The sequence below is a fragment of the Cupriavidus phytohabitans genome (assembly GCF_017815025.1).
In the GTDB taxonomy this organism is placed as follows: Bacteria; Pseudomonadota; Gammaproteobacteria; order Burkholderiales; family Burkholderiaceae; genus Cupriavidus.
The window spans coordinates 53,888-77,729 of sequence record NZ_JAGIQB010000007.1; the positions used below are offsets into that span (position 1 = coordinate 53,888).

Annotated in this window: 21 protein-coding genes; 20 read left to right on the forward strand and 1 reads right to left on the reverse strand. The window is 67.1% G+C overall.

The window, feature by feature from the left end; all coding sequences use genetic code 11:
* Positions 1-21: 21 nt before the first annotated feature.
* The 15 genes from J8I34_RS06660 to J8I34_RS06730 all read left to right on the forward strand — a co-directional run bounded on the left by J8I34_RS06660 (position 22) and on the right by J8I34_RS06730 (position 15,267).
* On the forward strand, positions 22-459 hold the full coding sequence (locus tag J8I34_RS06660; protein WP_209805672.1) for an HIT family protein: 438 nt from the start codon (positions 22-24) through the stop codon (positions 457-459).
* A gap of 132 nt (positions 460-591) precedes the next feature.
* The gene (locus J8I34_RS06665; RefSeq protein ID WP_029048516.1) at positions 592-2,457 is read left to right on the forward strand and encodes an ABC transporter ATP-binding protein/permease; all 1,866 of its coding nucleotides are present in this window, start codon (positions 592-594) and stop codon (positions 2,455-2,457) included.
* Between the two features lie 92 nt (positions 2,458-2,549).
* The gene (locus J8I34_RS06670; protein ID WP_029048517.1) at positions 2,550-2,975 is read left to right on the forward strand and encodes a gamma-butyrobetaine hydroxylase family protein; all 426 of its coding nucleotides are present in this window, start codon (positions 2,550-2,552) and stop codon (positions 2,973-2,975) included.
* Positions 2,976-3,005: 30 nt separating this feature from the next.
* The gene (gene ubiE / locus J8I34_RS06675; RefSeq protein ID WP_029048518.1) at positions 3,006-3,737 is read left to right on the forward strand and encodes a bifunctional demethylmenaquinone methyltransferase/2-methoxy-6-polyprenyl-1,4-benzoquinol methylase UbiE; all 732 of its coding nucleotides are present in this window, start codon (positions 3,006-3,008) and stop codon (positions 3,735-3,737) included.
* A 61-nt stretch (positions 3,738-3,798) separates the two neighbouring features.
* Positions 3,799-4,788 (forward strand): Tim44 domain-containing protein, encoded by a 990-nt coding sequence (locus tag J8I34_RS06680; protein ID WP_209805673.1) that lies wholly within the window; start codon positions 3,799-3,801, stop codon positions 4,786-4,788.
* A gap of 141 nt (positions 4,789-4,929) precedes the next feature.
* Positions 4,930-5,610 (forward strand): ubiquinone biosynthesis accessory factor UbiJ, encoded by a 681-nt coding sequence (locus J8I34_RS06685; protein ID WP_209805674.1) that lies wholly within the window; start codon positions 4,930-4,932, stop codon positions 5,608-5,610.
* A gap of 73 nt (positions 5,611-5,683) precedes the next feature.
* Positions 5,684-7,258: a ubiquinone biosynthesis regulatory protein kinase UbiB gene (gene ubiB, locus J8I34_RS06690; RefSeq protein ID WP_209805675.1), complete on the forward strand. Its 1,575-nt coding sequence runs from the start codon at positions 5,684-5,686 to the stop codon at positions 7,256-7,258.
* 48 nt (positions 7,259-7,306) lie between these two features.
* The gene (locus J8I34_RS06695) at positions 7,307-7,927 is read left to right on the forward strand and encodes a methyltransferase domain-containing protein (RefSeq protein ID WP_209768020.1); all 621 of its coding nucleotides are present in this window, start codon (positions 7,307-7,309) and stop codon (positions 7,925-7,927) included.
* 290 nt (positions 7,928-8,217) lie between these two features.
* Positions 8,218-9,654, forward strand: a complete 1,437-nt coding sequence (locus tag J8I34_RS06700) for a high affinity choline transporter 1 (RefSeq protein WP_029048523.1) — start codon at positions 8,218-8,220, stop codon at positions 9,652-9,654.
* A 192-nt stretch (positions 9,655-9,846) separates the two neighbouring features.
* The gene (locus J8I34_RS06705) at positions 9,847-10,185 is read left to right on the forward strand and encodes an FmdB family zinc ribbon protein (RefSeq protein ID WP_209768022.1); all 339 of its coding nucleotides are present in this window, start codon (positions 9,847-9,849) and stop codon (positions 10,183-10,185) included.
* Positions 10,186-10,198: 13 nt separating this feature from the next.
* Positions 10,199-10,906 carry a DUF502 domain-containing protein gene (locus tag J8I34_RS06710; RefSeq protein WP_029048525.1) on the forward strand — a complete coding sequence of 236 codons (708 nt, stop codon included), beginning with the start codon at positions 10,199-10,201 and terminating at the stop codon, positions 10,904-10,906.
* Positions 10,907-10,972: 66 nt separating this feature from the next.
* On the forward strand, positions 10,973-12,781 hold the full coding sequence (gene aspS / locus J8I34_RS06715; protein WP_209805676.1) for an aspartate--tRNA ligase: 1,809 nt from the start codon (positions 10,973-10,975) through the stop codon (positions 12,779-12,781).
* A gap of 219 nt (positions 12,782-13,000) precedes the next feature.
* The gene (locus tag J8I34_RS06720; RefSeq protein WP_209805716.1) at positions 13,001-13,915 is read left to right on the forward strand and encodes a hypothetical protein; all 915 of its coding nucleotides are present in this window, start codon (positions 13,001-13,003) and stop codon (positions 13,913-13,915) included.
* A 90-nt stretch (positions 13,916-14,005) separates the two neighbouring features.
* Entirely contained in the window at positions 14,006-14,488 is a 483-nt protein-coding gene (gene nudB, locus J8I34_RS06725) for a dihydroneopterin triphosphate diphosphatase (RefSeq protein ID WP_029048528.1), read from the forward strand.
* On the forward strand, positions 14,485-15,267 hold the full coding sequence (locus J8I34_RS06730) for an endonuclease/exonuclease/phosphatase family protein (RefSeq protein WP_029048529.1): 783 nt from the start codon (positions 14,485-14,487) through the stop codon (positions 15,265-15,267). The genes nudB and J8I34_RS06730 overlap by 4 nt, the downstream gene beginning before the upstream one ends.
* A 68-nt stretch (positions 15,268-15,335) precedes the next feature.
* Here the strand turns inward: J8I34_RS06730 and mobB are convergent, their stop codons facing one another.
* Positions 15,336-15,845 (reverse strand): molybdopterin-guanine dinucleotide biosynthesis protein B, encoded by a 510-nt coding sequence (gene mobB, locus J8I34_RS06735; protein ID WP_209805677.1) that lies wholly within the window; start codon positions 15,843-15,845, stop codon positions 15,336-15,338.
* A 60-nt stretch (positions 15,846-15,905) separates the two neighbouring features.
* Between mobB and clsB the strand changes: the two genes are divergently transcribed.
* The 5 genes from clsB (at position 15,906) to J8I34_RS06760 (ending at position 23,839) form a co-directional block, all read left to right on the forward strand.
* Positions 15,906-17,249, forward strand: a complete 1,344-nt coding sequence (gene clsB / locus J8I34_RS06740) for a cardiolipin synthase ClsB (RefSeq protein WP_209768042.1) — start codon at positions 15,906-15,908, stop codon at positions 17,247-17,249.
* Positions 17,250-17,593: 344 nt separating this feature from the next.
* Positions 17,594-18,184, forward strand: coding sequence for a TetR/AcrR family transcriptional regulator (locus J8I34_RS06745; RefSeq protein WP_209768496.1), 591 nt, complete (start codon positions 17,594-17,596; stop codon positions 18,182-18,184).
* A 76-nt stretch (positions 18,185-18,260) separates the two neighbouring features.
* Positions 18,261-20,048 carry an acyl-CoA dehydrogenase C-terminal domain-containing protein gene (locus J8I34_RS06750; protein ID WP_029048533.1) on the forward strand — a complete coding sequence of 596 codons (1,788 nt, stop codon included), beginning with the start codon at positions 18,261-18,263 and terminating at the stop codon, positions 20,046-20,048.
* 134 nt (positions 20,049-20,182) lie between these two features.
* Entirely contained in the window at positions 20,183-22,618 is a 2,436-nt protein-coding gene (locus tag J8I34_RS06755) for a 3-hydroxyacyl-CoA dehydrogenase/enoyl-CoA hydratase family protein (protein WP_209805678.1), read from the forward strand.
* A gap of 21 nt (positions 22,619-22,639) precedes the next feature.
* Positions 22,640-23,839, forward strand: coding sequence for an acetyl-CoA C-acyltransferase (locus J8I34_RS06760; protein WP_209805717.1), 1,200 nt, complete (start codon positions 22,640-22,642; stop codon positions 23,837-23,839).
* Positions 23,840-23,842: the final 3 nt, after the last annotated feature.

Here is a 23,842-nt window from a genome sequence, read left to right on the forward strand (position 1 = left end):
GCGTGAAAGGTAGCGCGCCGCATGATCAAGAGTCCCAACTGTCCCCTTTGCGAAACCGACGGCGGCGAACTCATCTGGATGGGCGACCGCGCCCGCCTGATCCTGGTCGAGCATGACCGCTTTCCCGGTTTCTGCCGCATCGTCTGGAACGACCACGTGGCCGAGCTGACCGACCTGGACGAGGCCGACCAGGCCTGGCTGATGCGGCTGGTGGCGCGCGTGGAGCGCGTGGTGCGCGAGGTGATGGCGCCCGACAAGGTCAACCTGGCGGCGTTCGGCAACATGGTGCCGCACCTGCACTGGCACATCATCCCGCGCTACCGCTGGGACACGCATTTCCCCGAGGCAATCTGGGCGGCGCCGCAGCGCGCGGCGGACAGCGTGCGTATGCAGGAGCTGGCCGGCCGGCTGCCGGCGCTGCGCACGGCACTTTCGCTGACCGAAGCTGACGACGCCTGAAGGGGGGCGCGGAACCCGCGCCGGCCCGTAACCGTCTGAATGCTGTTGCCGCCGCGGTCGCGCCCGCGCGCCGCGGCACGAGAACAACAAGCCCGGCCACGCATCCCGCTGGCGGGCCAGAAAGCTGCCGCTATGTCCTCGACCCCCACTTCCGTCACCGTACCGGGCCCGGCCGTTCCCGCCAAGGCCCTCAAGATCCAGAGCCGGCTGCGCATGGCCGCGACCTGGGCGCTGATCAAGCCCTACTGGAAATCCGACGACCGCATCGCCGGCCTCGGCCTGCTCGCGCTGGTGGTCGTGCTCAACCTGGGCATCGTCTATATCAACGTGCTGCTCAACGAGTGGAACCGCGTGTTCTACAACGCGCTGGAGCAGCGCGACTACGCCTCGTTCAAGGTGCTGCTGCTGCGCTTCTCGTGGATAGCGGCATTCTTCATCGTGGCGGCGATCTCGCGCCAGTACTACACCATGATGCTGCAGATGCGCTGGCGTACCTGGATGACGGGCCGCTTCATGGGCCACTGGCTTGGGCACCAGGCCTACTACCGCATCGAACAGACCCGCGCCACCGACAACCCCGACCAGCGGATTGCCGACGACCTGCGCCTGTTCACCGACGGCGCGCTGTCGCTGTCGCTGGGGCTGCTCAACTCGGTGGTGACGCTGCTGTCCTTCGTCGGCATCCTGTGGGCGGTGTCGGGGCCGATCAGCTTTGCGCTGGGCGGCAGGGAATGGACCATCCCCGGCTACATGGTCTGGTTCGCGGCCGGCTATGCGGTGATCGGCTCGCTGGTGGCGCATCTGGTAGGGCGCCCGCTGATCGGGCTGAACTTCCAGCAGGAACAGTACGAAGCGGATTTCCGTTTCACGCTGGTGCGCCTGCGCGAGAACAGCGAGCCGGTGGCGCTGTACCGCGGCGAGCCGACCGAGCAGGCCGGCCTGCGCGCGCGCTTCGACCGCATCCGCGCCAACTGGAACCAGCTGATGCGCTATACGCGGCGGCTGACCTTCGTCAGTTCCGGCTATGCGCAGTTCGCCATCATCTTCCCGATCCTGGTGGCGGCGCCGCGTTACTTCGCCGGCAAGATGACGCTGGGCGGGCTGATGCAGACCAGCTCCGCGTTCGGGCAGGTGCAGGGGGCGCTGTCGTGGTTCGTCGACAGCTATGCCACGCTGGTGGGCTGGAAGGCCGCGGCCAACCGACTGATCGATTTCCAGGAGGCCATCCGCGTGGCCGAACGCCAGGACCTGGCCCCCGGCGGCACGCGCGACGTCGAGGTCGAGCATACCGGCAAGGCGGAGCAAGGCATCGTGATCGACGGCCTCGCGCTGGCGCTGCCGGTACGCGCCGCGCGCGGCAGCGCCGTCGGCCAGCGCCCGCTGGTGGCGCCGTTTTCGCTGTCGGTCGCGCCGGGAGAGCGCTGGCTCGTCAGCGGCCCGTCCGGCTGTGGCAAGAGCGTGCTGTTCCGCGCGCTCGCCGGGATCTGGCCGTATGGCAGCGGCACCGTGACCATGCCCGCGGGCAAGCGCATGCTGTTCCTGCCGCAGCGCAGCTACCTGCCGATCGGCACCCTTGCCGACGCGCTGGCTTACCCAGATGCCGGCACCGAGCACAGCTCGGAATCCCTGCAGGCGGCGCTGCGCCAGGCGCGGCTGGCCGCGTTGACGGACCAGCTCGACGTGTTCGACAACTGGTCGCTGCGGCTGTCTCCGGGCGAGCAGCAGCGGCTGGCGTTCGCGCGCGCGCTGCTGCAGAAGCCCGACTATCTGTTCCTGGACGAGGCCACCAGCGCGCTCGACGAGGACACCGAAGGCGCGATGTACCGATTGATCGTCGAGTCGCTGCCGGACGCAGCCATCGTCAGTATTGCGCACCGCAGCACGGTGGCGGCCTTCCATGGCCGGCGCCTGCGCTATGTGCCGCAGGATGGGGAGGCCGCGCGGGCTGCGCAAGCCGGCGAGCCTGGGGTAAGCTATCGGGTCGTAAGCGAAGCGTGATGCGGCGCGAGGCGGCGCCTGGGGCGCCGCTCGCTCATGCCGCCGCGCCGGATTTCCCCCTACAGAGCGCCCGTGACGGGGCCGCGATCATCATGGCTGGCCTGGAAAAAGACACTCCCCATCCCACCGCACTGACCGTCCATACGCAATCACGCGTGCTGGAGGTCGGCTTCGACAATGGCCGCAGCTTCCGCCTGCCGTTCGAGCTGCTGCGCGTGTATTCGCCATCGGCGGAAGTGCAGGGCCATGGCCCCGGGCAGGAAATCCTGCAGACCGGCAAGCGCGACGTCGGCATCGGTGCCGTCGAGCCGGTGGGCAACTACGCCATCCAGATCCGCTTCACCGACGGCCACGACACCGGCATCTATTCGTGGGAATTGCTGTACCGGCTGGGCGACCAGCAGGACGCGCTGTGGCAGGACTACCTGAAGCGGCTGGAAGCAGCCGGCGTCGATCGCGATACCCCCATGCCTGGCGCCGGCGCGGCCGGCGGCCACGGTTGCGGCCACCACCATTGAGCCGCCCCCGACCACCCTGGAGTCTGAGAAATGAGTGAAACCCACTTCGGGTTTGAGAAAGTCGACGAAACGGAAAAAGCCGGCAAGGTCGCCGGCGTGTTCCATTCGGTGGCGAGCAAGTATGACGTCATGAACGACCTGATGTCGGGCGGCATGCACCGGCTGTGGAAGATGTTTACCATCGCCCAGGCCAATGTGCGGCCCGGCCACAAGGTGCTGGATATCGCCGGTGGCACCGGCGACCTGGCCAAGGCGTTCGCGAAGCAGGCCGGCCCGACCGGCCAGGTCTGGCTGACCGACATCAACGAGTCGATGCTGCGCGTCGGGCGCGACCGGCTGCTGAACAAGGGCATCATCACGCCGGTGGCGCTGTGCGACGCCGAGAAGATCCCGTTCCCCGACAACTACTTCGACCTGGTCACGGTGGCCTTCGGCCTGCGCAACATGACGCACAAGGAGGCCGCGCTGGCCGAGATGCGCCGCGTGGTCAAGCCGGGCGGCAAGGTCATGGTGCTGGAGTTCTCCAAGGTGTGGAAACCCCTGGAGAAGGCGTACGACGTCTATTCTTTCAAGGTACTGCCCTGGCTGGGCGAGCGCGTGGCAGGGGACGCTCCCAGCTATCGCTATCTCGCGGAATCGATCAGAATGCATCCAGACCAGGTTTCACTTGTACGCTTAATGGAACATGCGGGCCTGGAGAATGTCGAATACTTCAATCTGACGGCCGGAGTGGTGGCGCTCCACGTCGGGCGGAAGTATTAAGAATACTTGAAATTGCCATGCTCGCCCAAATATGGGTGAATCTGACAGGGGATAACAGCATATGTCGTCAATTCGTGGAAAATTCCTGGTGGGGTCGCTGGTCACGGCGCTGGCCGTCGGGATGGCGTTCGACGCCGAGGCCAAGCGCATGGGCGGCTCGCGCAGCGTTGGCAAGCAGTCTGAATCGGTGACGCAGCGCCAGCAGACCCAGCCCACCTCGCCCACGCAGCAAGCGCAGCAACCTGCACAGCAGGCGGCACCGGCCACGGCCGGGGCGGCCGGCGCGGCAGCGGCCGCGGCCGCGGCGCCCAAGCGTAACTGGGGCGGCATCCTGGGCGGCATCGCCGCCGGCCTGGGTATCGGCTGGCTGCTGTCGCACTTGGGCCTGGGCGGCGCGGCGCTGAGCTTCCTGTCCAACCTGATCCTGATCGCGATCGTCGCCTTCGCGGTGATCTGGCTGATCCGCAAGTTCCGCGGTGGCAGCCAGCGCAGCCAGCAGCCGGCGTATGCAGGCGCGGCAGGTGCCGGCAATGCCGGCGGCATGGGCCGCAGCGCCGAGCCGATGCTGCGCCAGCCGCTGAGCACGCCGGAGAGCACGCCGGCAGCCACCCCGATGATGCAGGGCGCCGCAGCCGCGCCGGTCGCGGCGGGTGCCGTGGCCCAGCAGCCCTGGGGCGTGCCGGCCGATTTCGATACCGAAAACTTCCTGCGCAACGCCAAGGTCCACTTTGTGCGCCTGCAGGCAGCCTGGGACGCCGGCAACCTCGACGACATCCGCGAATTCACCACGCCGGAAATGTTCGCCGAGATCAAGATGGACCTGTCCGAGCGCGGCGCCGAGGTCAACAAGACCGACGTGGTCACGCTGGAAGGCCAGTTGCTCGGCATCGAGTCGACGCCGGCCCAGCATATCGCCAGCGTTCGCTTCTCCGGCATGATCCGAGAGAAGGCCGGCGAGGCGGCGCAGCCGTTCGCCGAGGTCTGGAACCTGGCCAAGCCGGCGACCGGCACCGGCGGCTGGCTGCTCGCCGGCATCCAGCAGGAGTCGTGATGCCGCGCCTCCGTGGCGAGTGATGCGCCCGGGGGAGTAGCTTAGAATGGAGGCCCACGTGAAAACGTGGGCCTTTTTTGTTTTTGGGCGCCCGGCGTGCAACCTCGCCGGATGCCTCACCGCCAGCCAACCCGCGCTGCCATGAACACTCTGCCTTCCGCCCTGGCCACTCCCGCGATCTCGGCTCTGAACCACCTGCTCGAGCAGGAGCCATGGGCCCGTAACCAGCTCGCGCCATTTGCCGGGCGCGTGATCCGTTTCGATGCCGCCGCCTTCGTCCTGTCGCTGAAGGTGACCGAACACGGAGGCACCGAGCAGGCGCCGGAAGCGGAGGATCCCGCGGTGACGCTGCGCGTGCCGCTGCAGCAGTGGCCCCTGGTTGCCGCCGATGTCGCCGAAGGCGGCCAGGACGCGGCCATGCGCCATGTGCGCATCGAGGGCGATGCCGAGCTGGCCAACACCGTCTCGGCGCTGGCGCGCAACCTGCGCTGGGATGCCGAGGAAGACCTGTCCCTCGCGCTGCGCGGCATCCTGGGCGGGCCGCTCAGCGACAGCGTGGCGCAGCGCGTGGTCGGCGGCGCGCGCCAGGTCCACGAACAGGCTACGCGCATCGGCCGTGCGCTGGTCGACAACTTCACCGATTACCTGCTGGACGAGCAGCCGACGCTGGTGCGCCACGCGGCGCTGGACGCCTTCGGCGCCGACGTGGGCCAACTGCGCGACAGCCTCGCCCGGCTGGAGAAGCGGCTGGAAAAGCTCGAGCGCGTCAACGCGGCCGCCAGCGCCGCCGCGCCCGGCCAGCTGCCGTCGCCGCACCGCTGAGTCCGGGCCCCCGCGTCCACCCCATGCCAACCGCTACCCTGACTGCCTGCCCCGGCCACGAAAAGACTCCCGAATGACCCGCCTCCTGCGCCTTGGCAAGATCCTCTTCGTCATCCTTTACTACGGCCTGGACGAGCTGGTGCTGTCCGGCTTCAGCAACCGCAAGATCCGTTTCCTGGTGCGCGTCATCACCATCGGGCGCAAGCTCGACATGCCGCGCGGCGAGCGCCTGCGGCTGGCACTGACGGCGCTGGGACCGATCTTCGTCAAGTTCGGCCAGGTCCTGTCGACGCGGCGCGACCTGATGCCGCCCGACATCGCCGACGAGCTGGCGAAGCTGCAGGACCAGGTGCCGCCGTTCGACTCGGCGGTGGCGGTCAGGATCATCGAGCGCTCGCTGGGGCGGCCGATTGCCCAGCTGTTCGAGACCTTCGAGCACCAGCCGGTGGCCAGCGCCTCGATCGCGCAGGTCCACTTCGCCACGCTCAAGGGCGGCCCCAACCACGGCCGCGAGGTCGCGGTGAAGGTGCTGCGCCCGGGCATGCTGCCGGTGATCGACAGCGACCTGGCGCTGATGCGCGACATGGCCACCTGGATGGAGCGCTTCTGGGCCGACGGCAAGCGCCTGAAGCCGCGCGAGGTGGTGGCCGAGTTTGACAAATACCTGCACGACGAACTCGACCTGATGATCGAGGCGGCCAACGCCAGCCAGCTGCGCCGCAACTTTGCCGACACCAGCCTGCTGCTGGTGCCCGAGGTGTTCTGGGACTGGTGCAGCAGCTCGGTGTTCGTGATGGAGCGCATGCACGGCATCCCGATCTCGCGCACCGAATCGCTGAAGGCCGCGGGCGTGGACATGCACCAGCTGGCGGAGGAGGGCGTCGAGATCTTCTTCACCCAGGTGTTCCGCGATGGCTTCTTCCATGCCGACATGCACCCGGGCAACATCCTGGTGTCGGTGCAGCCGGGGTCCTTCGGCCGCTATATCGCGCTGGACTTCGGCATCGTCGGCGCGCTGTCGGAGTTCGACAAGAATTATCTGGCGCAGAACTTTATCGCCTTCTTCCGGCGCGACTACCACCGCGTGGCGCTGCTGCACGTGGAATCCGGCTGGGTGCCGCCCGAGACCCGCGTGGAAGAGCTGGAAAGTGCGGTGCGCGCGTGCTGCGAGCCGTACTTCGACAAGCCGCTGAAGGAAATCTCGCTGGGCATGGTGCTGATGCGCCTGTTCCAGACCTCGCGCCGCTTCAATGTCGAGATCCAGCCGCAGCTGGTGCTGCTGCAGAAGACGCTGCTCAATATCGAAGGGCTGGGCCGCCAGCTCGATCCGGACCTGGACCTCTGGAAGACCGCCAAGCCGTTCCTGGAGCGCTGGATGTACGAGCAGGTCGGCTGGAAGGGCGCCTGGGAGCGGGTCAAGGTCGAAGCGCCGCAGTGGGCCAAGATGCTGCCGGACTTCCCGCGGCTGGCGCACCAGTTCCTGGAGCGGCGCGCGCTGGCCGGCAACGGCGGGCAGGACAAGCTGCTGGCGCAGCTGGTGGCCGAGCAGCGCCGCACCAACCGGCTGCTGGGCACGGCGCTGCTGCTGGCCGGCGGCTTTATCGCCGGCATCGTGCTGACGCACGTGCTGGCGTGGGGCGGCTACTGACAAGCGACCCGCTATATAAGTAAGCAAGCAAGCGAGGAGACAGACCCCATGGCCGACGTGCCCAAGCCCACTCCGGCGTTCAGCACGCGCAACGCCGCCGACCCCTCGTTCTGGGACGAGCGCTTCGCGCAGGATTACACGCCCTGGGACGCGGGCGGCGTGCCGGACGAGTTCAGCCAGTTCATCGCCGGCCGCGCGCCTTGCCCGACGCTGGTGCCGGGCTGTGGCAACGGCTGGGAGGCAGCCTGGCTGTTCGAGCAGGGCTGGCCGGTGACGGCGATCGATTTTTCGGCCCAGGCGGTGGCGTCGGCCAAGCGCGCGCTGGGCCCGGCCGGGGTAGTGGTGCAGCAGGCCGATTTCTTTACCTTTACGCCCCAGCCGCAGTGCCAGCTGGTCTACGAGCGCGCCTTCCTGTGCGCGCTGCCGCCGGCGATGCGGGCGGCCTATGGCGCCCGCGTGGCCGAGCTGCTGCCGCCGGGCGGCCTGCTGGCCGGTTACTTCTACCTGGGCGAGAACCGCGGCGGACCGCCGTTCGCGATGCCAGACGCCGAGCTCGATGCCGTGCTTGGGCCAGCCTTCGAGCGCATCGAAGACCGCCCCTCGGCCGCGCCGCTACCGGTGTTCCAGGGGCAGGAGCGCTGGCAGGTGTGGCGACGGCTGGGCCGCTGAGCGCACGCTTCCAGCCGTTGCGGCGCCCCCGGATGCACCCGCGTGGCGCTTTTGCCCCACCCGGGAATTTTTTTCGCCCGCGCTGGTCTGCGTCGCTATAATCCGCGTTTTGATTCGGCTACGACCGCAGGCCCTGCCGCGCGCTCCCGACCTGGGAACTCGCCAAGAAGCTCCACACGCGGCCCCGACCGATGAATTGGACTCCGGGCAGGTGCGCACCTGACGTATCACGCAAGCCGCCCGGCATTCGGTTTTTCGCCACAAGGGCACTTTCTGCATAGGGCAGCGGCATGCTGATCTGGTTCGTCATCATCTACTGGGTAATCTCGGTCGGCATCGGCCTGTGGGCGGCGCTGCGCGTGCGCAACACCACTGATTTCGCCGTTGCCGGGCGCAGCCTGCCGTTCCATATCGTCACCGCCACCGTTTTTGCCACCTGGTTCGGTTCCGAGACCGTGCTCGGTATCCCGGCCGTGTTCCTCAAGGAAGGGCTGTCGGGAGTGGTGTCCGATCCGTTCGGCTCGTCGCTGTGCCTGATCCTGGTGGGCCTGTTCTTCGCCCGGCCGCTGTACCGGATGAACCTGCTGACCATCGGCGATTACTACCACAACCGCTATGGCCGGCTGGCCGAGGTGCTGACCACGCTGTGTATCGTGGTCTCGTACCTGGGCTGGGTCGCGGCGCAGATCAAGGCGCTGGGGCTGGTGTTCTATACCGTGTCGGACGGCGCGCTGTCGCAGGAGGCCGGGATGATGATCGGCGCTGCCAGCGTGCTGGTCTATACGCTGTTCGGCGGCATGTGGTCGGTGGCGATCACCGACTTCATCCAGATGATCATCATCGTGATCGGCATGATGTATATCGGCTATGAGGTCAGCGGCCAGGCCGGCGGCGTCACGGCGGTGGTGTCGCACGCGGCAGCGGCGGGCAAGTTCGAATTCCTGCCGTCGCTAGATTTCGTGCAGATCATCGGGTTTGCCGCGGCACTGTTTACCATGATGCTGGGCTCGATCCCGCAGCAGGACGTGTTCCAGCGGGTGACCTCGTCGCGCACCGAGCGGATCGCCGGGAGCGCTTCGGTGCTGGGCGGCGTGCTGTATTTCTGCTTCGCCTTCATCCCGATGTTCCTGGCTTATTCGGCCACACTGATCGATCCGGGCATGGTGGCCAAGTACATCGACACCGATTCGCAGCTGATCCTGCCGCACCTGATCCTGCAGCACGCCCCGATGTTCGCCCAGGTGATGTTCTTCGGTGCGCTGCTGTCGGCGATCAAGAGCTGCGCCTCGGCGACGCTGCTGGCGCCGTCGGTGACCTTTGCCGAAAACATCCTGCGCCCTTACTTCCACCATCTCGACGACAGACAGTTCCTGCGCGTGATGCAGACCGTGGTGCTGGTGTTCACCACGCTGGTGACGCTGTTCGCGCTGAACTCGCACCTGTCGATCTTCCATATGGTCGAAAATGCCTACAAGGTCACGCTGGTGTCGTCCTTCGTGCCGCTGGCCTTCGGCATGTTCTGGAAGCACGCCACCCGTCAGGGCGGCCTGGCCGCGATCCTGCTGGGCCTGAGCTCGTGGCTGACCTGCGAGGTGGCCTTCGCCGATGCGGTGGTGCCCCCGCAGATGATCGGCCTGCTGTTCTCGATCAGCGGCATGGTGGTCGGTTCGCTGCTGCCGCAGTGGATCGCGGATCACGCGCCGGTCAAGGAAGTGCATATCGCCTGACCCGGCGGGACCGCCACCCCAGGCAGGGCCCGATAGGCCTCCATTTCCGGCCATCAGCCAGCCACAGAACGGTTTATAATTCAAGGCTTTGCATCGCCAAGCGGGTCGGCCTGCGCGGGTTTCCGCGCTCCCCGGCACGGCGGCGATGCCCGCCTTGTACCGATTTCCGTAGTTTTCTCGCGAAAAGACACCATGCCGATCTATGCCTACCGTTGCGACGCCTGCGGCCACGGGCGCGATGTGCTGCAAAAAATGAGCGATGCCCCGCTGACGGACTGCCCGTCGTGCGGCACCGCCGGTTCGTTCAAGAAGCAGCTGACCGCGGCCGGCTTCCAGCTCAAGGGCTCGGGCTGGTACGTGACCGACTTCCGCGGCGGCAGCGGCGGCACCAGCGCGCCGGCTGCTGGCGGTGCGGCGGCCGGCGCGGCTGCGGCCAGCGCCCCGGCCGCCGCGGCCGAATCCGCTTCGGCCAGCGCCACCACCGCCGCGCCTGCCGCCGGCGGTTGCGGCAGCGCCTGCGCCTGCCACTGATCCGGATCGCCACGTGGTCGCCAAGAAGACTTCCGCCCTCAAGACCTGGTTCCTGACCGGTCTGCTGGTGCTGGTGCCGCTGGGCATCACGCTGTGGGTGCTCAGCCTGATCATCGGTACGATGGACCAGAGCCTGGCGCTGCTGCCCGAGGCCTGGCGCCCGGACCGGCTCATGTTCGGCAAGCGCGTCACCGGCCTCGGCGCCATCCTGACGCTGCTGTTCATCCTGCTGGTCGGCCTGCTGGCGCATAACTTTATCGGCCAGCGCCTGGTGCGCTGGTGGGAAGCGTTGCTGGGCCATATCCCCGTGGTCGGCCCGATCTACACCAGCGTCAAGCAGGTGTCGGACACGCTGCTGTCCTCGTCGGGCAATGCTTTCCGCAAGGCGCTGCTGGTGCAGTATCCGCGCGAGGGCTCGTGGACCATCGCCTTCCTGACCGGCCGCCCCGGTGGCGACGTGCAGAACCACCTGCAGGGCGAGTACGTCAGCGTCTACGTGCCGACCACGCCGAACCCGACTTCGGGCTTCTTCCTGATGATGCCCAAGGCCGACACCATCGAACTCGACATGACCGTCGACGCCGCGCTCAAGTACATCGTCTCGATGGGCGTGGTGGCGCCGGCCGAACTGCCCCGCAAGAGCGACAGCGGGCCAGTGCCGCAGCGGCCGCCGGCCAGCCGCGCCAGCAGCGGCGAAGCGGTCGAGACGACCGATCCTTAAGCCATTCAAACAGATACGAGCCGCCCGATCTGCTGCGGGCGGCAGCGATTTACCGGGAATCTCCTTATGTCCTCCATGCGTACTCACTACTGCGGTCTGGTGACCGAACAACTCTCGGGCCAGGAAGTGGCCCTGACCGGCTGGGTCCAGCGCCGCCGCGACCATGGCGGCGTGATCTTCATCGACCTGCGCGACCGCGAAGGCCTGGTGCAGGTGGTGTGCGACCCGGACCGCCCCGAGATGTTCAAGGCCGCGGAAGAGATCCGCAATGAGTTCTGCATCCGCGTCACCGGCAAGGTGCGTCCGCGCCCGGCCGGCACCGAGAACGCCAACCTGACCTCGGGCAAGATCGAAGTGCTGTGCCACGAGCTGACCGTGCTGAACCCGTCGGTCACGCCCCCGTTCCAGCTCGACGACGACAACCTGTCGGAAACCACGCGCCTGACGCACCGCGTGCTCGACCTGCGCCGCCCGCAGATGCAGTACAACCTGCGCCTGCGCTACAAGGTGGCGATGGAAGTGCGCAAGTACCTGGACGCCCAGGGCTTCATCGACATCGAGACCCCGATGCTGGGCAAGAGCACGCCCGAAGGCGCACGCGACTACCTGGTGCCGTCGCGCGTGAACCCCGGCCACTTCTTCGCGCTGCCGCAGTCGCCGCAGATCTTCAAGCAGATGCTGATGGTCTCGGGCTTCGACCGCTACTACCAGATCACCAAGTGCTTCCGCGACGAAGACCTGCGCGCCGACCGCCAGCCCGAGTTCACGCAGATCGACTGCGAGACCTCGTTCCTGACCGAGCAGGAGATTCGCGACCTGTTCGAGGGCATGATGCGCACGGTGTTCAAGAACGCGATCGATGTCGACCTGGACGCCAAGTTCACGGTGATGGAGTTCCGCGAAGCCATGGCCCGCTTCGGCTCTGACAAGCCTGACCTGCGCGTCAAGCTGGAATTCACCGAGCTGACGGAAGTGATGAAGGACGTCGACTTCAAGGTGTTCTCGGGTCCGGCCAACAGCGACAACGGCCGCGTGGTCGGCCTGCGCGTGCCGGGCGGCGGTGCCATCTCGCGTGGCGAGATCGACGCCTACACCCAGTTCGTCGGCATCTACGGCGCCAAGGGCCTGGCCTGGATCAAGGTCAACGAAGTGGCCAAGGGCCGCGACGGCCTGCAATCGCCGATCGTCAAGAACCTGCACGACGCTGCCATTGCCGAGATCCTGAAGCGCACCGGCGCCCAGGACGGCGACATCATTTTCTTCGGCGCCGACAAGGCCAAGGTGGTCAACGACTCGATCGGCGCGCTGCGCCTGAAGATCGGCCACTCTGACTTCGGCAAGGCCAACGGCCTGTTCGAGGACGCCTGGAAGCCGCTGTGGGTGGTGGACTTCCCGATGTTCGAGTACGACGAGGACGACGCCCGCTGGGTCGCCATGCACCACCCGTTCACCAGCCCCAAGGACGAGCACCTGGAATACCTGGAGACCGACCCGGGCAAGTGCCTGGCCAAGGCCTACGACATGGTGCTGAACGGCTGGGAAATGGGCGGCGGCTCGGTCCGTATCTTCCGCTCCGACATCCAGAGCAAGGTGTTCCGCGCACTCAACATCAACGACGATGAAGCCCGCGCCAAGTTCGGCTACCTGCTGGACGCGCTGCAGTACGGCGCGCCCCCGCACGGCGGCCTGGCCTTCGGCCTGGATCGTATCGTGACGATGATGGCCGGTGCCGACTCGATCCGCGACGTGATCGCCTTCCCCAAGACCCAGCGCGCCCAGGACCTGCTGACCCAGGCCCCGAGCTCGGTCGACGAGAAGCAGCTGCGCGAGCTGCATATCCGCCTGCGCGCTGCCGAGCCGAAGCCGAACGCCTGAGCTGCTCAAGCTTTTGGGTAAAAGAAAGCCGCGCCAATGCGCGGCTTTTTTGCATTCTGCGCAATACTGGTCCCGCGGTGCCGCCAGCAGCGCTTTGGTTTCGATTTGTTACTGGTAGGAACGAAGCCCGCGGCGGCCGTGTCTCCTTTCCTTGACACGTAATTTGCCGAGGGGCCTCCGCGATGAAGGCTTCCGGCGCTCGGGAGGAAATTCGTGAACCTGAACCTGGATACCGAACTGATCCGCCAGTTCCTGCTGGCCCACCAGGAAACCATCGTGACCTGGCTGGTGGCGGGGCTGGTCATGCTGCTGCTGGCCCGCTTCGAGTTGCGCCGCGCCCAGCGCCGCGCCGCGGCGACCATGTCCGAAGCGGTGGCGACCACCGTGGCCGCGTGCGTGCCCGATATCGCCCACGCCGTGCAGGCGGCGTCGCCGCAGCCGCTGGCCGAGCCGGTCGAGATGCAGCGTGCCGAAGCGCTGCGGCGGCTGGCGCTGGACACCGTCGGCGCGGTCATGACGCGCGGGCGCTGGCTCGATGAGCTGGGCAATCTGCGCCTGGCCGACGACGCGCTGCTGGACGGCCAGCGTGCCGGCGGCGCCGACCCGCTGCTGGTGGTCGCGCCGCAGCCGGCGGTGCAGGCCTACCTGGCGGCCCAGCGCGTGTTCGAGGACGAGGCCGCGCAGGTGCAGGCGCTGCGCCGCGATGCCCAGCGCCATCAGGAAGCGCTGCAGGCGCTGGACGCCGAGGCCGCGCATATCGAGCAGGAAACCGGCAGCATCGTGCTGCGCTTTGAGCAGGTCAATGCGCAGGCCGCCCAGGGCGTCGATGGCGGCGATTACCAGCGCTTCCTGATCCAGAAGTACAACGCTCTCGGCCAGCGTGAGAAGGAAATCGCGCAGGAGCGCGTACACCTGCAGGCCCAGGCGAGGCTGAGCGCCGACGTACTGGCCGAGCGCGCCCATACTGCCGCCCGGCGCTATCGCGAGTCACTGGCGCCGCTGATGGAACAGCTGCGTGCCGCCTGGGGCCATGGCGATTCGCCGCAGGTGTTCGATACCTGGCAGCATAAAGTCACCGGGCAGGGCACCGAGCCATACCTGGCGCCCCACGCCCCCGCGCGCAACGCGGCCTGAGGCAGGGCCATCGGTCCTGGGGAACTGCGCTTTCGCGTGGCAAGCGCGCGCGGCTGCGCTATCCTTGGGTTTGTCCTTTCGCCCAGTCCCATGCCCTACAAGATTCCGGAATCCGTGCTGGTCGTGATCTACACGCCAGATCTTCAAGTCTTGCTGCTGGAACGCGCCGATCGCCCAGGATTCTGGCAGTCCGTGACCGGCAGCCTCGATACCCTGGACGAACCCCTGGCACTGACCGCCGCGCGCGAGGTGGCGGAGGAAACCGGCATCATCGCCGGCGAGCATCTGCTGGCCGACTGGGGCCATTCGATCCAGTACGAGATCTACCCGCAATGGCGGCACCGCTATGCCGAAGGCGTCACGCGCAATACCGAGCACTGGTTCGGCCTGCGCGTGCATGAAGCGCTGCCGGTGACGCTGGCGCCACGCGAGCACCTGCAATACAAGTGGCTGCCGTGGGAACAGGCCGCCGCGCAGTGCTTTTCCAGCAGCAACGCCGAGGCCATCCGGCAACTGGCCTGGCGCGCCACCGCGGCGGCCGGGAAGCAGGCACTATGCGGAGCGCAGCCATGAAACTGCGCGTGGTCACTTACAACATCCACAAGGGGGTGACCGGCCTGTCGCGGCGCCCGCGCATCCAGAACGTGCGGGCCGGCCTGCATGCCATGGATGCGGACATCGTCTTCCTGCAGGAAGTGCAGGACCGCAACGACCGCCTGGTGGCGGCGGCCCTGTTCGATCCCGACCATACCCAGCTCAACTACCTGGCGACGGATGCGTACCCGCACTCGGTCTACGGGCGTAATGCGGTCTATGACTACGGCCATCACGGCAACGCGATCCTGTCGCGCCATCCGATCCTCATGTCCGAAAACCTCGACATTTCCGACCACCGTTTCGAGCAGCGTGGGCTGCTGCACGCGGTGGCGGACATCCACGGCATCGAGACCCACCTGATCTGCGTGCATTTCGGCCTGTTCGCCCGCAGCCGCGCCCGCCAGGCCGAGGCGCTGGTCGAACGCGTGCGCAATGTGGTGCCCGAGGGGGTGCCGCTGGTGATCGCCGGCGACTTCAACGACTGGAACCACCGGCTCGACGCGCAGATCTGCAATACGCTGCATGCGGTCGAGGCGTCGCACGCGCGCGGCGCGCGGCTGCATACGTTCCCAAGCCATATGCCGTGGTGGCAGCTTGACCGCATCTACGTGCGCGGCTTCGAGATCGAGCGCGCGCACGCGCTGACCGGGCGGGATTGGGCGCAGCGGTCGGACCATGTGCCGCTGGTGGCGGAGCTGGGGCGTCCGCTAGCGGAGGCGGTGGAAGCGGCGGAGCAGCGGGACAAGGCTGCCTGAAACCGCCCTGCATGGCACTCTGCTTTCTCCCGTCTCCCGCAAGGCGACGGGGGGAGCACATCCCCCGGTCAGCGGCTCGAATAGTCGCGGATAAAGGCAAAGACGGAGTCGGCGTCGTTCAGGTCCAGCACCGGCAACGACGTCATCGCCGCGGCGGCGGCCACGTCGTCGCTCGCTACCGCGATCACGCCGGGTACCTCGTCCCACAGCGGCGTACGCCCCAGTCCGGGCCGGAACACTTCCAGCTTGGGAAAATCGCTGCGCTTGTAGCCCTCCACCAGCACCAGGTCGGTGTCGGCCGGCAGCACCGCCAGCGCGTCGTCCAGTTCGGGTGATGCCACTGCCTCGGGGTAATGCCGCATCAGCGTCAGGTGGCGCGCGCCGACCAGTACGACGTTGGCGCAGCCGGCCTCGCGCATGCGCCAGGAGTCCTTGCCCGGCGTGTCGGGATCGAAGCCGTGGTGGGTGTGCTTGACGCCGGCCACGCGCAGGCCGGCGGCGACGAAACGGGGGATCAGCTGGTCGAGCAGCGTGGTCTTGCCGCTGCCGGACGAGCCGGTGATGCCGAATACCTTCACGATCGGTTCCGTGGGGGGGCGCGTCGATGATGGCGACGACGATAGCAGAGATCCGCGCGCATGTGCAGGCGGCGCCTTGCAGGCAGCATTCTGTCCGATAATCTCGGCATGTCACGGATATCCCACTCCGAGCGGCCGGATACGACCGCCGCTGGCACTGCCGAAAACACTGCCGAGGGGCAACGCCATCGCATGCTGCGCTGGAACTGGCGCCGAGGCAAGCCGACCGCCGGCAACACTGTGCGCCTGCTGCACGGCGGACAGGACTTCTTTCCCGCGCTGATCGCCGCGATCGACCAGGCCGTGTTCCAGGTGGTCCTGGAAACCTACATCTATGCCGACGACGATATCGGCCGCGCCGTCAGCGACGCGCTGATCCGCGCCGCCGCGCGAGGCGTCTCGGTGCGCGTCACCGTCGACGGCTTCGGCGCCGGCGACATGCCCGCCGCAATGGCCGAACGCCTGGGCGCGGGCGGCGTGCAGCTGCGCGTCTACCGCAAGCTGCGCGGCTTCCGGCTGGCCCGGCGCCACCTGCGCCGGCTGCACCGCAAGCTGGCGGTGATCGACGGCCAGGTGGCCTTCGTCGGCGGCATCAACATCATCGACGACCTCAACCACGGCCCGTTCGAAGGCGCCAGCCTGGGACCGCGCTACGACTTCGCGGTGCAGGTCAGCGGGCCGCTGGTGGACCGCATCGCGCTGACCGCCGAACGGCTCTGGTGGCGCCTGGCGCTGCGCGACACGCACGGCAGCGGCCGCGCCGCCGCGGTGGCGGACTACCCGCTGCTGACCGACCTGCCACCGCGTGCCGAGCCCACCGGCGGCGTGCGCGCCGCGCTGCTGCTGCGCGACAACCTGCGCAATCGCCGCACCATCGAGCGCGAGTACCTGCGCGCGCTCGGTGCCGCGCGCCAGGAGGTGATCCTGGCCAACGCCTATTTCCTGCCCGGCCACAAGATGCGGCGCGCGCTGCTGGCCTGCCGCCAGCGCGGCGTGCGCGTGCGGCTGCTGCTGCAGGGTATGGTCGAATACCGGCTGCAGCACTATGCCACGCACGCGCTCTATGCCTCTTTGCTGGAGGCGGGCGTCGAGATCTACGAGTACGCAGAGAGCTTCCTGCACGCCAAGGTCGGCGTGGTCGACGAAGCGTGGGCCACCGTGGGCTCGAGCAATATGGACCCGTTCAGCCTGCTGCTGGCGCGCGAAGCCAACGTGGCCGTTTATGATGCTGCCTTTGCCGCGGAACTGCGCACCGCGCTGGAACGCGCCATTGCGCACCGCAGCGTGCGCGTCATGCCTGAAGTCCATGCACGGCGCTCGCCGCTGCACCGGTTGGCGAACTGGACCGCTTACATGCTGCTGCGGCTCGGCGTGATCATCGCCGGCGTCACGGGGCGCTACTGAAACGGTTCCCCACTGTGCGTTTGCTGCCATGCGGCAACGCGCGGCTTGCACGCCTTTGCGCCGCCTGGCGTGACGGGCATGCTGCATTGCGGCCCGTTTAGAAACACGGGTCTAATTAAAAGCTTGAAGGTCGACTGCTGCACCAGAATAATCTGAACGACCGTTCTTTTTTGGCTTAGACTGCGTGCATTCGTGGTATGCAGCGGCAAATTCGCCGGCTGCCCGCAAACAAATGCAACGTCAGGGTCATACGCACAGGCCGCAGCAGGGCCTTTGCAGAACGGAGAAATAACATGCGACACCAGTCAGCCCGTCTCGAATCCGCCGCCGCTTCCCCCGCGCCCATGCGCAAGGGGGAGATGACGCGCGTGGCGATTCTGGATGCCGCACTGGAGCTGTCGTCCCGCGACGGGCTTGAAGGTCTGACCATCGGCCTGCTCGCGGAACGCATGCAGATGAGCAAGAGCGGTGTCTTTGCGCACTTCGGTTCGCGCGAGGACCTGCAGGTGGAGGTGGTGCGGGAGTATCACCGCCGGTTCGAGCAGGAGGTGTTCTACCCCTCCTTGCAGGAGCCGCGCGGTTTGCCCCGGCTGTGGTCGATGGTGCGGCGCTGGATGGAGAAGCGCATCCAGGAAGTGACGACTGGGTGCATCTACATCAGCGGCGCCGTGGAGTATGACGACCGCACCGGCAGCCTGGTGCGTGACGAGCTGGTCAAGAGCGTCACCATCTGGCGGGCAGCGCTGAATCGCGCCATCAACCAGGCCAAGGAGGAGGGGCACCTGCGTGCGGATTGCGATCCGCGCCTGATGCTGTTCGAGATGTACAGCCTTGAACTAGGCTTGCATCATGACGCCCGTTTCCTGCGCCTGCCTGACAGTGCCGAGCTTGCCATGGTCGCGCTCAACAAACTGATTCAGTCTTACCGCACCTGAGGCCGTCGGGTCGGACCGGATCGCGTGAAGCGAGGCGGGCGGCGTGGCGGCATCGTATAACTCCAAGGAGTCTCTGATGGGCCAGTACACCGCACCGTTGCGCGACATGCAGTTCGTGCTCCATGAACTGCTCGGCGCCGAAGCCGAACTCAAGGCGATGCCGCCGCACGCGGACATCGACGCGGACACCATCAACCAGGTCATCGAGGAAGCCGGCAAGTTCTGCTCGGACGTGGTGTTCCCGCTCAACCAGGTGGGCGACCGCGAGGGCTGCACCTATGTCGGCGACGGCGTGGTCAAGGCTCCCACCGGCTTCAAGGAAGCCTACCAGCAGTACGTCGAGGCCGGCTGGCCGGCGCTGGCGTGCGACCCGGCCTTCGGCGGCCAGGGCCTGCCGATCGTGGTCAACAACGTGGTCTACGAGATGCTCAACTCGGCGAACCAGGCGTGGACCATGTACCCGGGCCTGTCGCACGGAGCGTATGAGGCGCTGCATGCGCACGGCACGCCCGAGCTGCAGCAGGCCTACCTGCCCAAGCTGGTGTCCGGCGTCTGGACCGGCACCATGTGCCTGACCGAGCCGCACTGCGGCACCGACCTGGGCATCCTGCGCACCAAAGCCGAACCGCAGGCCGACGGCTCCTACCTGATCACCGGCACCAAGATCTTCATCTCCGCCGGCGAGCACGACCTCGCCGAGAACATCATCCACCTGGTGCTGGCGCGCCTGCCGGACGCGCCGCAAGGCACCAAGGGCATCTCGCTGTTCGTGGTGCCGAAGTTCATCCCCGATGCCAGCGGCAACCCGGGCGAGCGCAACGGCATCCAGTGCGGCTCGATCGAGCACAAGATGGGCATCCACGGCAACGCCACCTGCGTGATGAACCTGGACGGCGCGCGCGGCTGGCTGGTGGGCGAGGCCAACAAGGGCCTGAACGCCATGTTCGTGATGATGAACGCCGCGCGCCTGGGCGTGGGCGCGCAGGGCCTGGGCCTGACCGAGGTGGCGTACCAGAACTCGGTCGCCTACGCGAGGGACCGCCTGCAGATGCGCGCGCTGACCGGCCCGAAGGCGCCGGAAAAGGCCGCCGACCCGATCATCGTGCACCCCGACGTGCGCCGCATGCTGCTGACCCAGCGCGCCTACGCCGAAGGCGGCCGCGCCTTCAGCTACTGGACCGCGCTGCAGATCGACCGCGAGCTGTCGCACCCGGACGAAGCCGTGCGCAAGCAGGCCGGCGACCTGGTCGCGCTGCTGACGCCGGTGATCAAGGCCTTCCTGACCGACAACGCCTTCACCTCGACCAACGAAGGCATGCAGGTGTTCGGCGGCCACGGCTACATCTCCGAATGGGGCATGGAGCAATACGTGCGCGACGCCCGCATCAACATGATCTACGAAGGCACCAACACGATCCAGTCGCTGGACCTGCTGGGCCGCAAGATCCTGGGCGACATGGGCGCCAAGATGAAGGCCTTCGGCAAGATCGTGCAGGACTTCGTGGAAGAAGAGGGCACCAACGAGGCCATGCAGGAGTTCGTCAACCCGCTGGCCGACCTGGGCGACAAGGTGCAGAAGCTGACCATGGAAATCGGCATGAAGGCCATGGGCAACGCGGATGAGGTAGGCGCCGCCGCGGTGCCGTACCTGCGCGTGGTGGGCCATCTGGTGTTCTCGTACTTCTGGGCCCGCATGGCCAAGATCGCGCTGGAGAAGGAAGCCAGCGGCGATAAGTTCTACACCGCCAAGCTGGCCACGGCGCGCTTCTACTTTGCCAAGCTGCTGCCGGAAACCGCGGCGGAAATCCGCAAGGCGCGGGCTGGTTCGGCTTCGCTGATGGCGCTGGACGCGGATTTGTTCTGATTCGGCAAGGCGGCTTTCCATGCCGCCGGTTTGCTCCCCTCCCCCTCTCCCAGAGGGGGAGGGGAGCAAACCTACCGCCAACGGAAGCGCCTGCAAAAACTCTCACCTCAACGCTCACTGACCTAGGAGCGCGCATGTCCAATTTCATCGTCAAGAAAGTCGCCGTGCTGGGTGCCGGCGTCATGGGCGCGCAGATCGCCGCCCATCTGATCAACGCGCGCGTGCCCGTGGTGCTGTTCGACCTGCCTGCAAAAGAAGGCCCGAAGAACGGCATCGCGCTGCGCGCCATCGAGAACCTGAAGAAGCTGTCGCCCGCGCCGCTGGGCCTCAAGGACGAGGCCGGGCTAATCCAGGCCGCCAATTACGAAGACGATATCGCCCTGCTCAAGGAATGCGACCTGGTGATCGAGGCGATCGCTGAGCGCATGGACTGGAAGCACGACCTGTACAAGAAGGTTGCGCCGCACCTGGCCTCGCACGCGATCTTCGCCACCAACACCTCGGGCCTGTCGATCACCGCGCTGTCGGACGGGTTAGGTGGGGAAAATGCGGACAGCCTGAAGTCGCGCTTCTGCGGCGTCCACTTCTTCAACCCGCCGCGCTACATGCACCTGGTCGAACTGATCCCGACCGCGACCACGCAGCCGGACATCCTCGACAAGCTGGAAGCCTTCCTGACCACCACGCTCGGCAAGGGCGTGGTGCGCGCCAAGGATACGCCCAACTTCATCGCCAACCGCGTTGGCATCTTCTCGATCCTGGCGGTGTTCGCCGAGGCCGAGAAATTCGGCATCCCGTTCGACGTGGTCGACGACCTGACCGGCTCCAAGCTGGGCCGCGCCAAGTCCGCCACCTTCCGCACCGCGGACGTGGTCGGCCTGGACACCATGGCGCACGTGATCAAGACCATGCAGGACAACCTGCACGACGACCCCTTTGCGCCGGTGTACAAGACCCCGGCCGTGCTCAAGGGCCTGGTCGACGCGGGCGCGCTGGGCCAGAAGACCGGCGCCGGCTTCTACAAGAAGGAAGGCAAGGCCATCAAGGTGCTGGATGCCAAGGCCGGCCAGTACGTCGATGCAGGCAAGAAGGCCGACGAGATCGTGGTGCGCATGCTGAAGAAGGAACCGGCCGAGCGCATCAGGCTGCTGCGCGAGTCGACCAACCCGCAGGCCCAGTTCCTGTGGGCGGTGTTCCGCGACGTGTTCCACTACATCGCCGTGTACCTGGAGCAGATCGCAGGTTCCGCCGCCGATATCGACCTGGCGATCCGCTGGGGCTTCGGCTGGAACTCGGGCCCGTTCGAGGACTGGCAGTCGGCCGGCTGGAAGCAGGTGGCCGAGTGGGTGAAGGAAGACGTGGTCGCGGGCAAGGCACTGTCGGCCGCGCCGCTGCCGGCATGGGTCTTTGACGGCCCCGTCGCCGAGCGCCAGGGCGTGCATGCCCCCGAAGGTTCGTGGTCGCCGGCGACGCAGTCGTTCGTCGCGCGCAGCACGCTGCCGGTGTACCGGCGCCAGGTGTTCCGTGCCGCGCTCCAGGGCAGCGCAGCGGTCGACCCGCGCAAGGCCGGCCGCACCGTCGAGGAAAACGATGCCGTGCGCATCTGGGTGAGCGAAGGCCAGGACGACGTGCTGGTGGTTTCGTTCAAGAGCAAGATGAATACCATCGGGCCGGACGTGATCGACGGCTTGACCCGTGCCATCGACCTTGCCGAAGCGCAGTACAAGGGCCTGGTGGTGTGGCAGCCGACCTCCCTGCAACTCGGCGCGCCGGGCGGCCCGTTCTCCGCGGGCGCGAACCTGGAAGCGGCGATGCCGGCCTTCATGATGGGCGGGGCCAAGGGTATCGAGCCATTCGTGAAGAAGTTCCAGGACGGCATGATGCGCGTGAAGTATGCGTCGGTGCCGGTGGTGTCGGCGGCGTCCGGCATCGCGCTGGGCGGGGGCTGCGAACTGATGCTGCATTCGGCTGCACGCGTGGCTGCGCTCGAAACGTATGTCGGCCTGGTGGAAGTCGGCGTGGGCCTGGTCCCGGCCGGCGGCGGGTTGAAGGAAGCCGCGTTGGCCGCCGCACGCGCCGCGCAGGCGGCAGGCAGCACCAACTACCTGCAATTCCTGACCAGCCGCTTCCAGAGCGCGGCGATGGCCAAGGTATCCGCATCGGCGCTGGAAGCGCGCCAGATGGGCTACCTGCAGCCGTCCGACAAGATCGTCTTCAACGTGCATGAGCTGCTGCACGTGGCGCAGAACGAAGTGCGCGCGCTGGCCGATGCCGGCTACCGTGCGCCGCTGCCGGCGCTGATCCCGGTGGCTGGCCGCTCGGGCATCGCCACCATCAAGGCATCGCTGGTCAATATGCGCGACGGTGGCTTTATCTCCGCGCATGACTTCCTGATCGCCGCCCGCATCGCCGAGGTGGTGTGCGGCGGCGACGTCGAGGCCGGCTCGCTGGTCAGCGAAGACTGGCTGCTGACGCTGGAGCGCAAGGCCTTCGTCGACCTGCTGGGAACCGGCAAGACGCAGGAGCGCATCATGGGCATGCTGCAGACCGGCAAGCCGGTGCGTAACTAACAGGGCAAGCGAGGAACCGACATCATGAAACAACTGCAAGACGCATACATCGTTGCGGCCACCCGCTCGCCGATCGGCAAGGCCCCCAAGGGCGCGTTCAGGAACACGCGCCCGGACGACCTGTTGGCAACCATCCTGAAGGCCGCGGTGGCGCAGGTGCCGGACCTGGACCCGAAGCTGATCGAGGACGCCATCGTCGGCTGCGCCATTCCTGAAGCGCAGCAGGGCCTGAACGTGGCCCGAATCGGCGCGCTGCTGTCGGGCCTGCCCAATACCGTGGGCGGCATCACTGTCAATCGCTTCTGCGCCTCGGGCGTCAGCGCGGTGGCAATGGCGGCCGACCGTATCCGCGTGGGCGAGTCCGACGTGATGATCGCCGCCGGCATCGAGTCGATGAGCATGGTGCCGATGATGGGCAACTCGCCGTCGATGTCGCCGTCGATCTTCGAGCGCGACGAGAACGTGGGCATTGCCTACGGCATGGGCCTGACCGCCGAGAAGGTGGCGCAGCAATGGAAGGTCAGCCGCGAGGACCAGGACGCGTTCTCGCTGGCCTCGCACCAGAAGGCCATTGCTGCGCAACAGGCCGGCGAGTTCAAGGACGAGATCACGCCGATCGGGATCGTCGAGCGCTTCCCCGACCTCGCCAGCGGCCAGGTCAGCGTGAAGACCCGCACCATCTCGCTGGACGAAGGCCCGCGTCCTGAAACCTCGCTGGAAGGCCTCGGCAAGCTGCGCCCGGTGTTCGCCAACAAGGGCAGCGTCACCGCCGGCAACAGCTCGCAGACCTCGGACGGCGCCGGCGCGCTGATCCTGGTTTCGGAAAAGATCCTCAAGCAGTTCAACCTGGTGCCGCTGGCGCGCTTCGTCTCGTTCGCGGTGCGCGGCGTGCCGCCGGAGATCATGGGCATCGGCCCGAAGGAAGCGATCCCGGCCGCGCTGAAGGCAGCGGGCCTGACCCAGGACCAGATCGACTGGATCGAGCTGAACGAAGCATTCGCCGCGCAGTCGCTGGCCGTGATGCGCGACCTGGATCTCGATCCCGCCAGGGTCAACCGCATGGGCGGCGCGATCGCGCTGGGCCACCCGCTCGGCGCTACCGGTGCGATCCGGTCGGCCACGGTGGTGCATGCGCTGCGCCGCCACAACCTGAAGTACGGCATGGTGACCATGTGCGTCGGCACGGGCATGGGCGCTGCAGGGATCTTCGAGCGCGTCTGATCG

Coding starts and splice junctions, on each gene's coding strand:
- J8I34_RS06680 (WP_209805673.1), top strand. CDS start 3,799: ATGTCGTCAATTCGTGGAAAATTCCTGGTGGGGTCGCTGGTCACGGCG.
- J8I34_RS06695 (WP_209768020.1), top strand. CDS start 7,307: ATGGCCGACGTGCCCAAGCCCACTCCGGCGTTCAGCACGCGCAACGCC.
- ubiB (WP_209805675.1), top strand. CDS start 5,684: ATGACCCGCCTCCTGCGCCTTGGCAAGATCCTCTTCGTCATCCTTTAC.
- J8I34_RS06685 (WP_209805674.1), top strand. CDS start 4,930: ATGAACACTCTGCCTTCCGCCCTGGCCACTCCCGCGATCTCGGCTCTG.
- nudB (WP_029048528.1), top strand. CDS start 14,006: ATGCCCTACAAGATTCCGGAATCCGTGCTGGTCGTGATCTACACGCCA.
- J8I34_RS06670 (WP_029048517.1), top strand. CDS start 2,550: ATGGCTGGCCTGGAAAAAGACACTCCCCATCCCACCGCACTGACCGTC.
- J8I34_RS06755 (WP_209805678.1), top strand. CDS start 20,183: ATGTCCAATTTCATCGTCAAGAAAGTCGCCGTGCTGGGTGCCGGCGTC.
- clsB (WP_209768042.1), top strand. CDS start 15,906: ATGTGCAGGCGGCGCCTTGCAGGCAGCATTCTGTCCGATAATCTCGGC.
- J8I34_RS06660 (WP_209805672.1), top strand. CDS start 22: ATGATCAAGAGTCCCAACTGTCCCCTTTGCGAAACCGACGGCGGCGAA.
- J8I34_RS06700 (WP_029048523.1), top strand. CDS start 8,218: ATGCTGATCTGGTTCGTCATCATCTACTGGGTAATCTCGGTCGGCATC.
- aspS (WP_209805676.1), top strand. CDS start 10,973: ATGTCCTCCATGCGTACTCACTACTGCGGTCTGGTGACCGAACAACTC.
- J8I34_RS06730 (WP_029048529.1), top strand. CDS start 14,485: ATGAAACTGCGCGTGGTCACTTACAACATCCACAAGGGGGTGACCGGC.
- J8I34_RS06665 (WP_029048516.1), top strand. CDS start 592: ATGTCCTCGACCCCCACTTCCGTCACCGTACCGGGCCCGGCCGTTCCC.
- ubiE (WP_029048518.1), top strand. CDS start 3,006: ATGAGTGAAACCCACTTCGGGTTTGAGAAAGTCGACGAAACGGAAAAA.
- J8I34_RS06745 (WP_209768496.1), top strand. CDS start 17,594: ATGCGCAAGGGGGAGATGACGCGCGTGGCGATTCTGGATGCCGCACTG.
- J8I34_RS06750 (WP_029048533.1), top strand. CDS start 18,261: ATGGGCCAGTACACCGCACCGTTGCGCGACATGCAGTTCGTGCTCCAT.
- J8I34_RS06705 (WP_209768022.1), top strand. CDS start 9,847: ATGCCGATCTATGCCTACCGTTGCGACGCCTGCGGCCACGGGCGCGAT.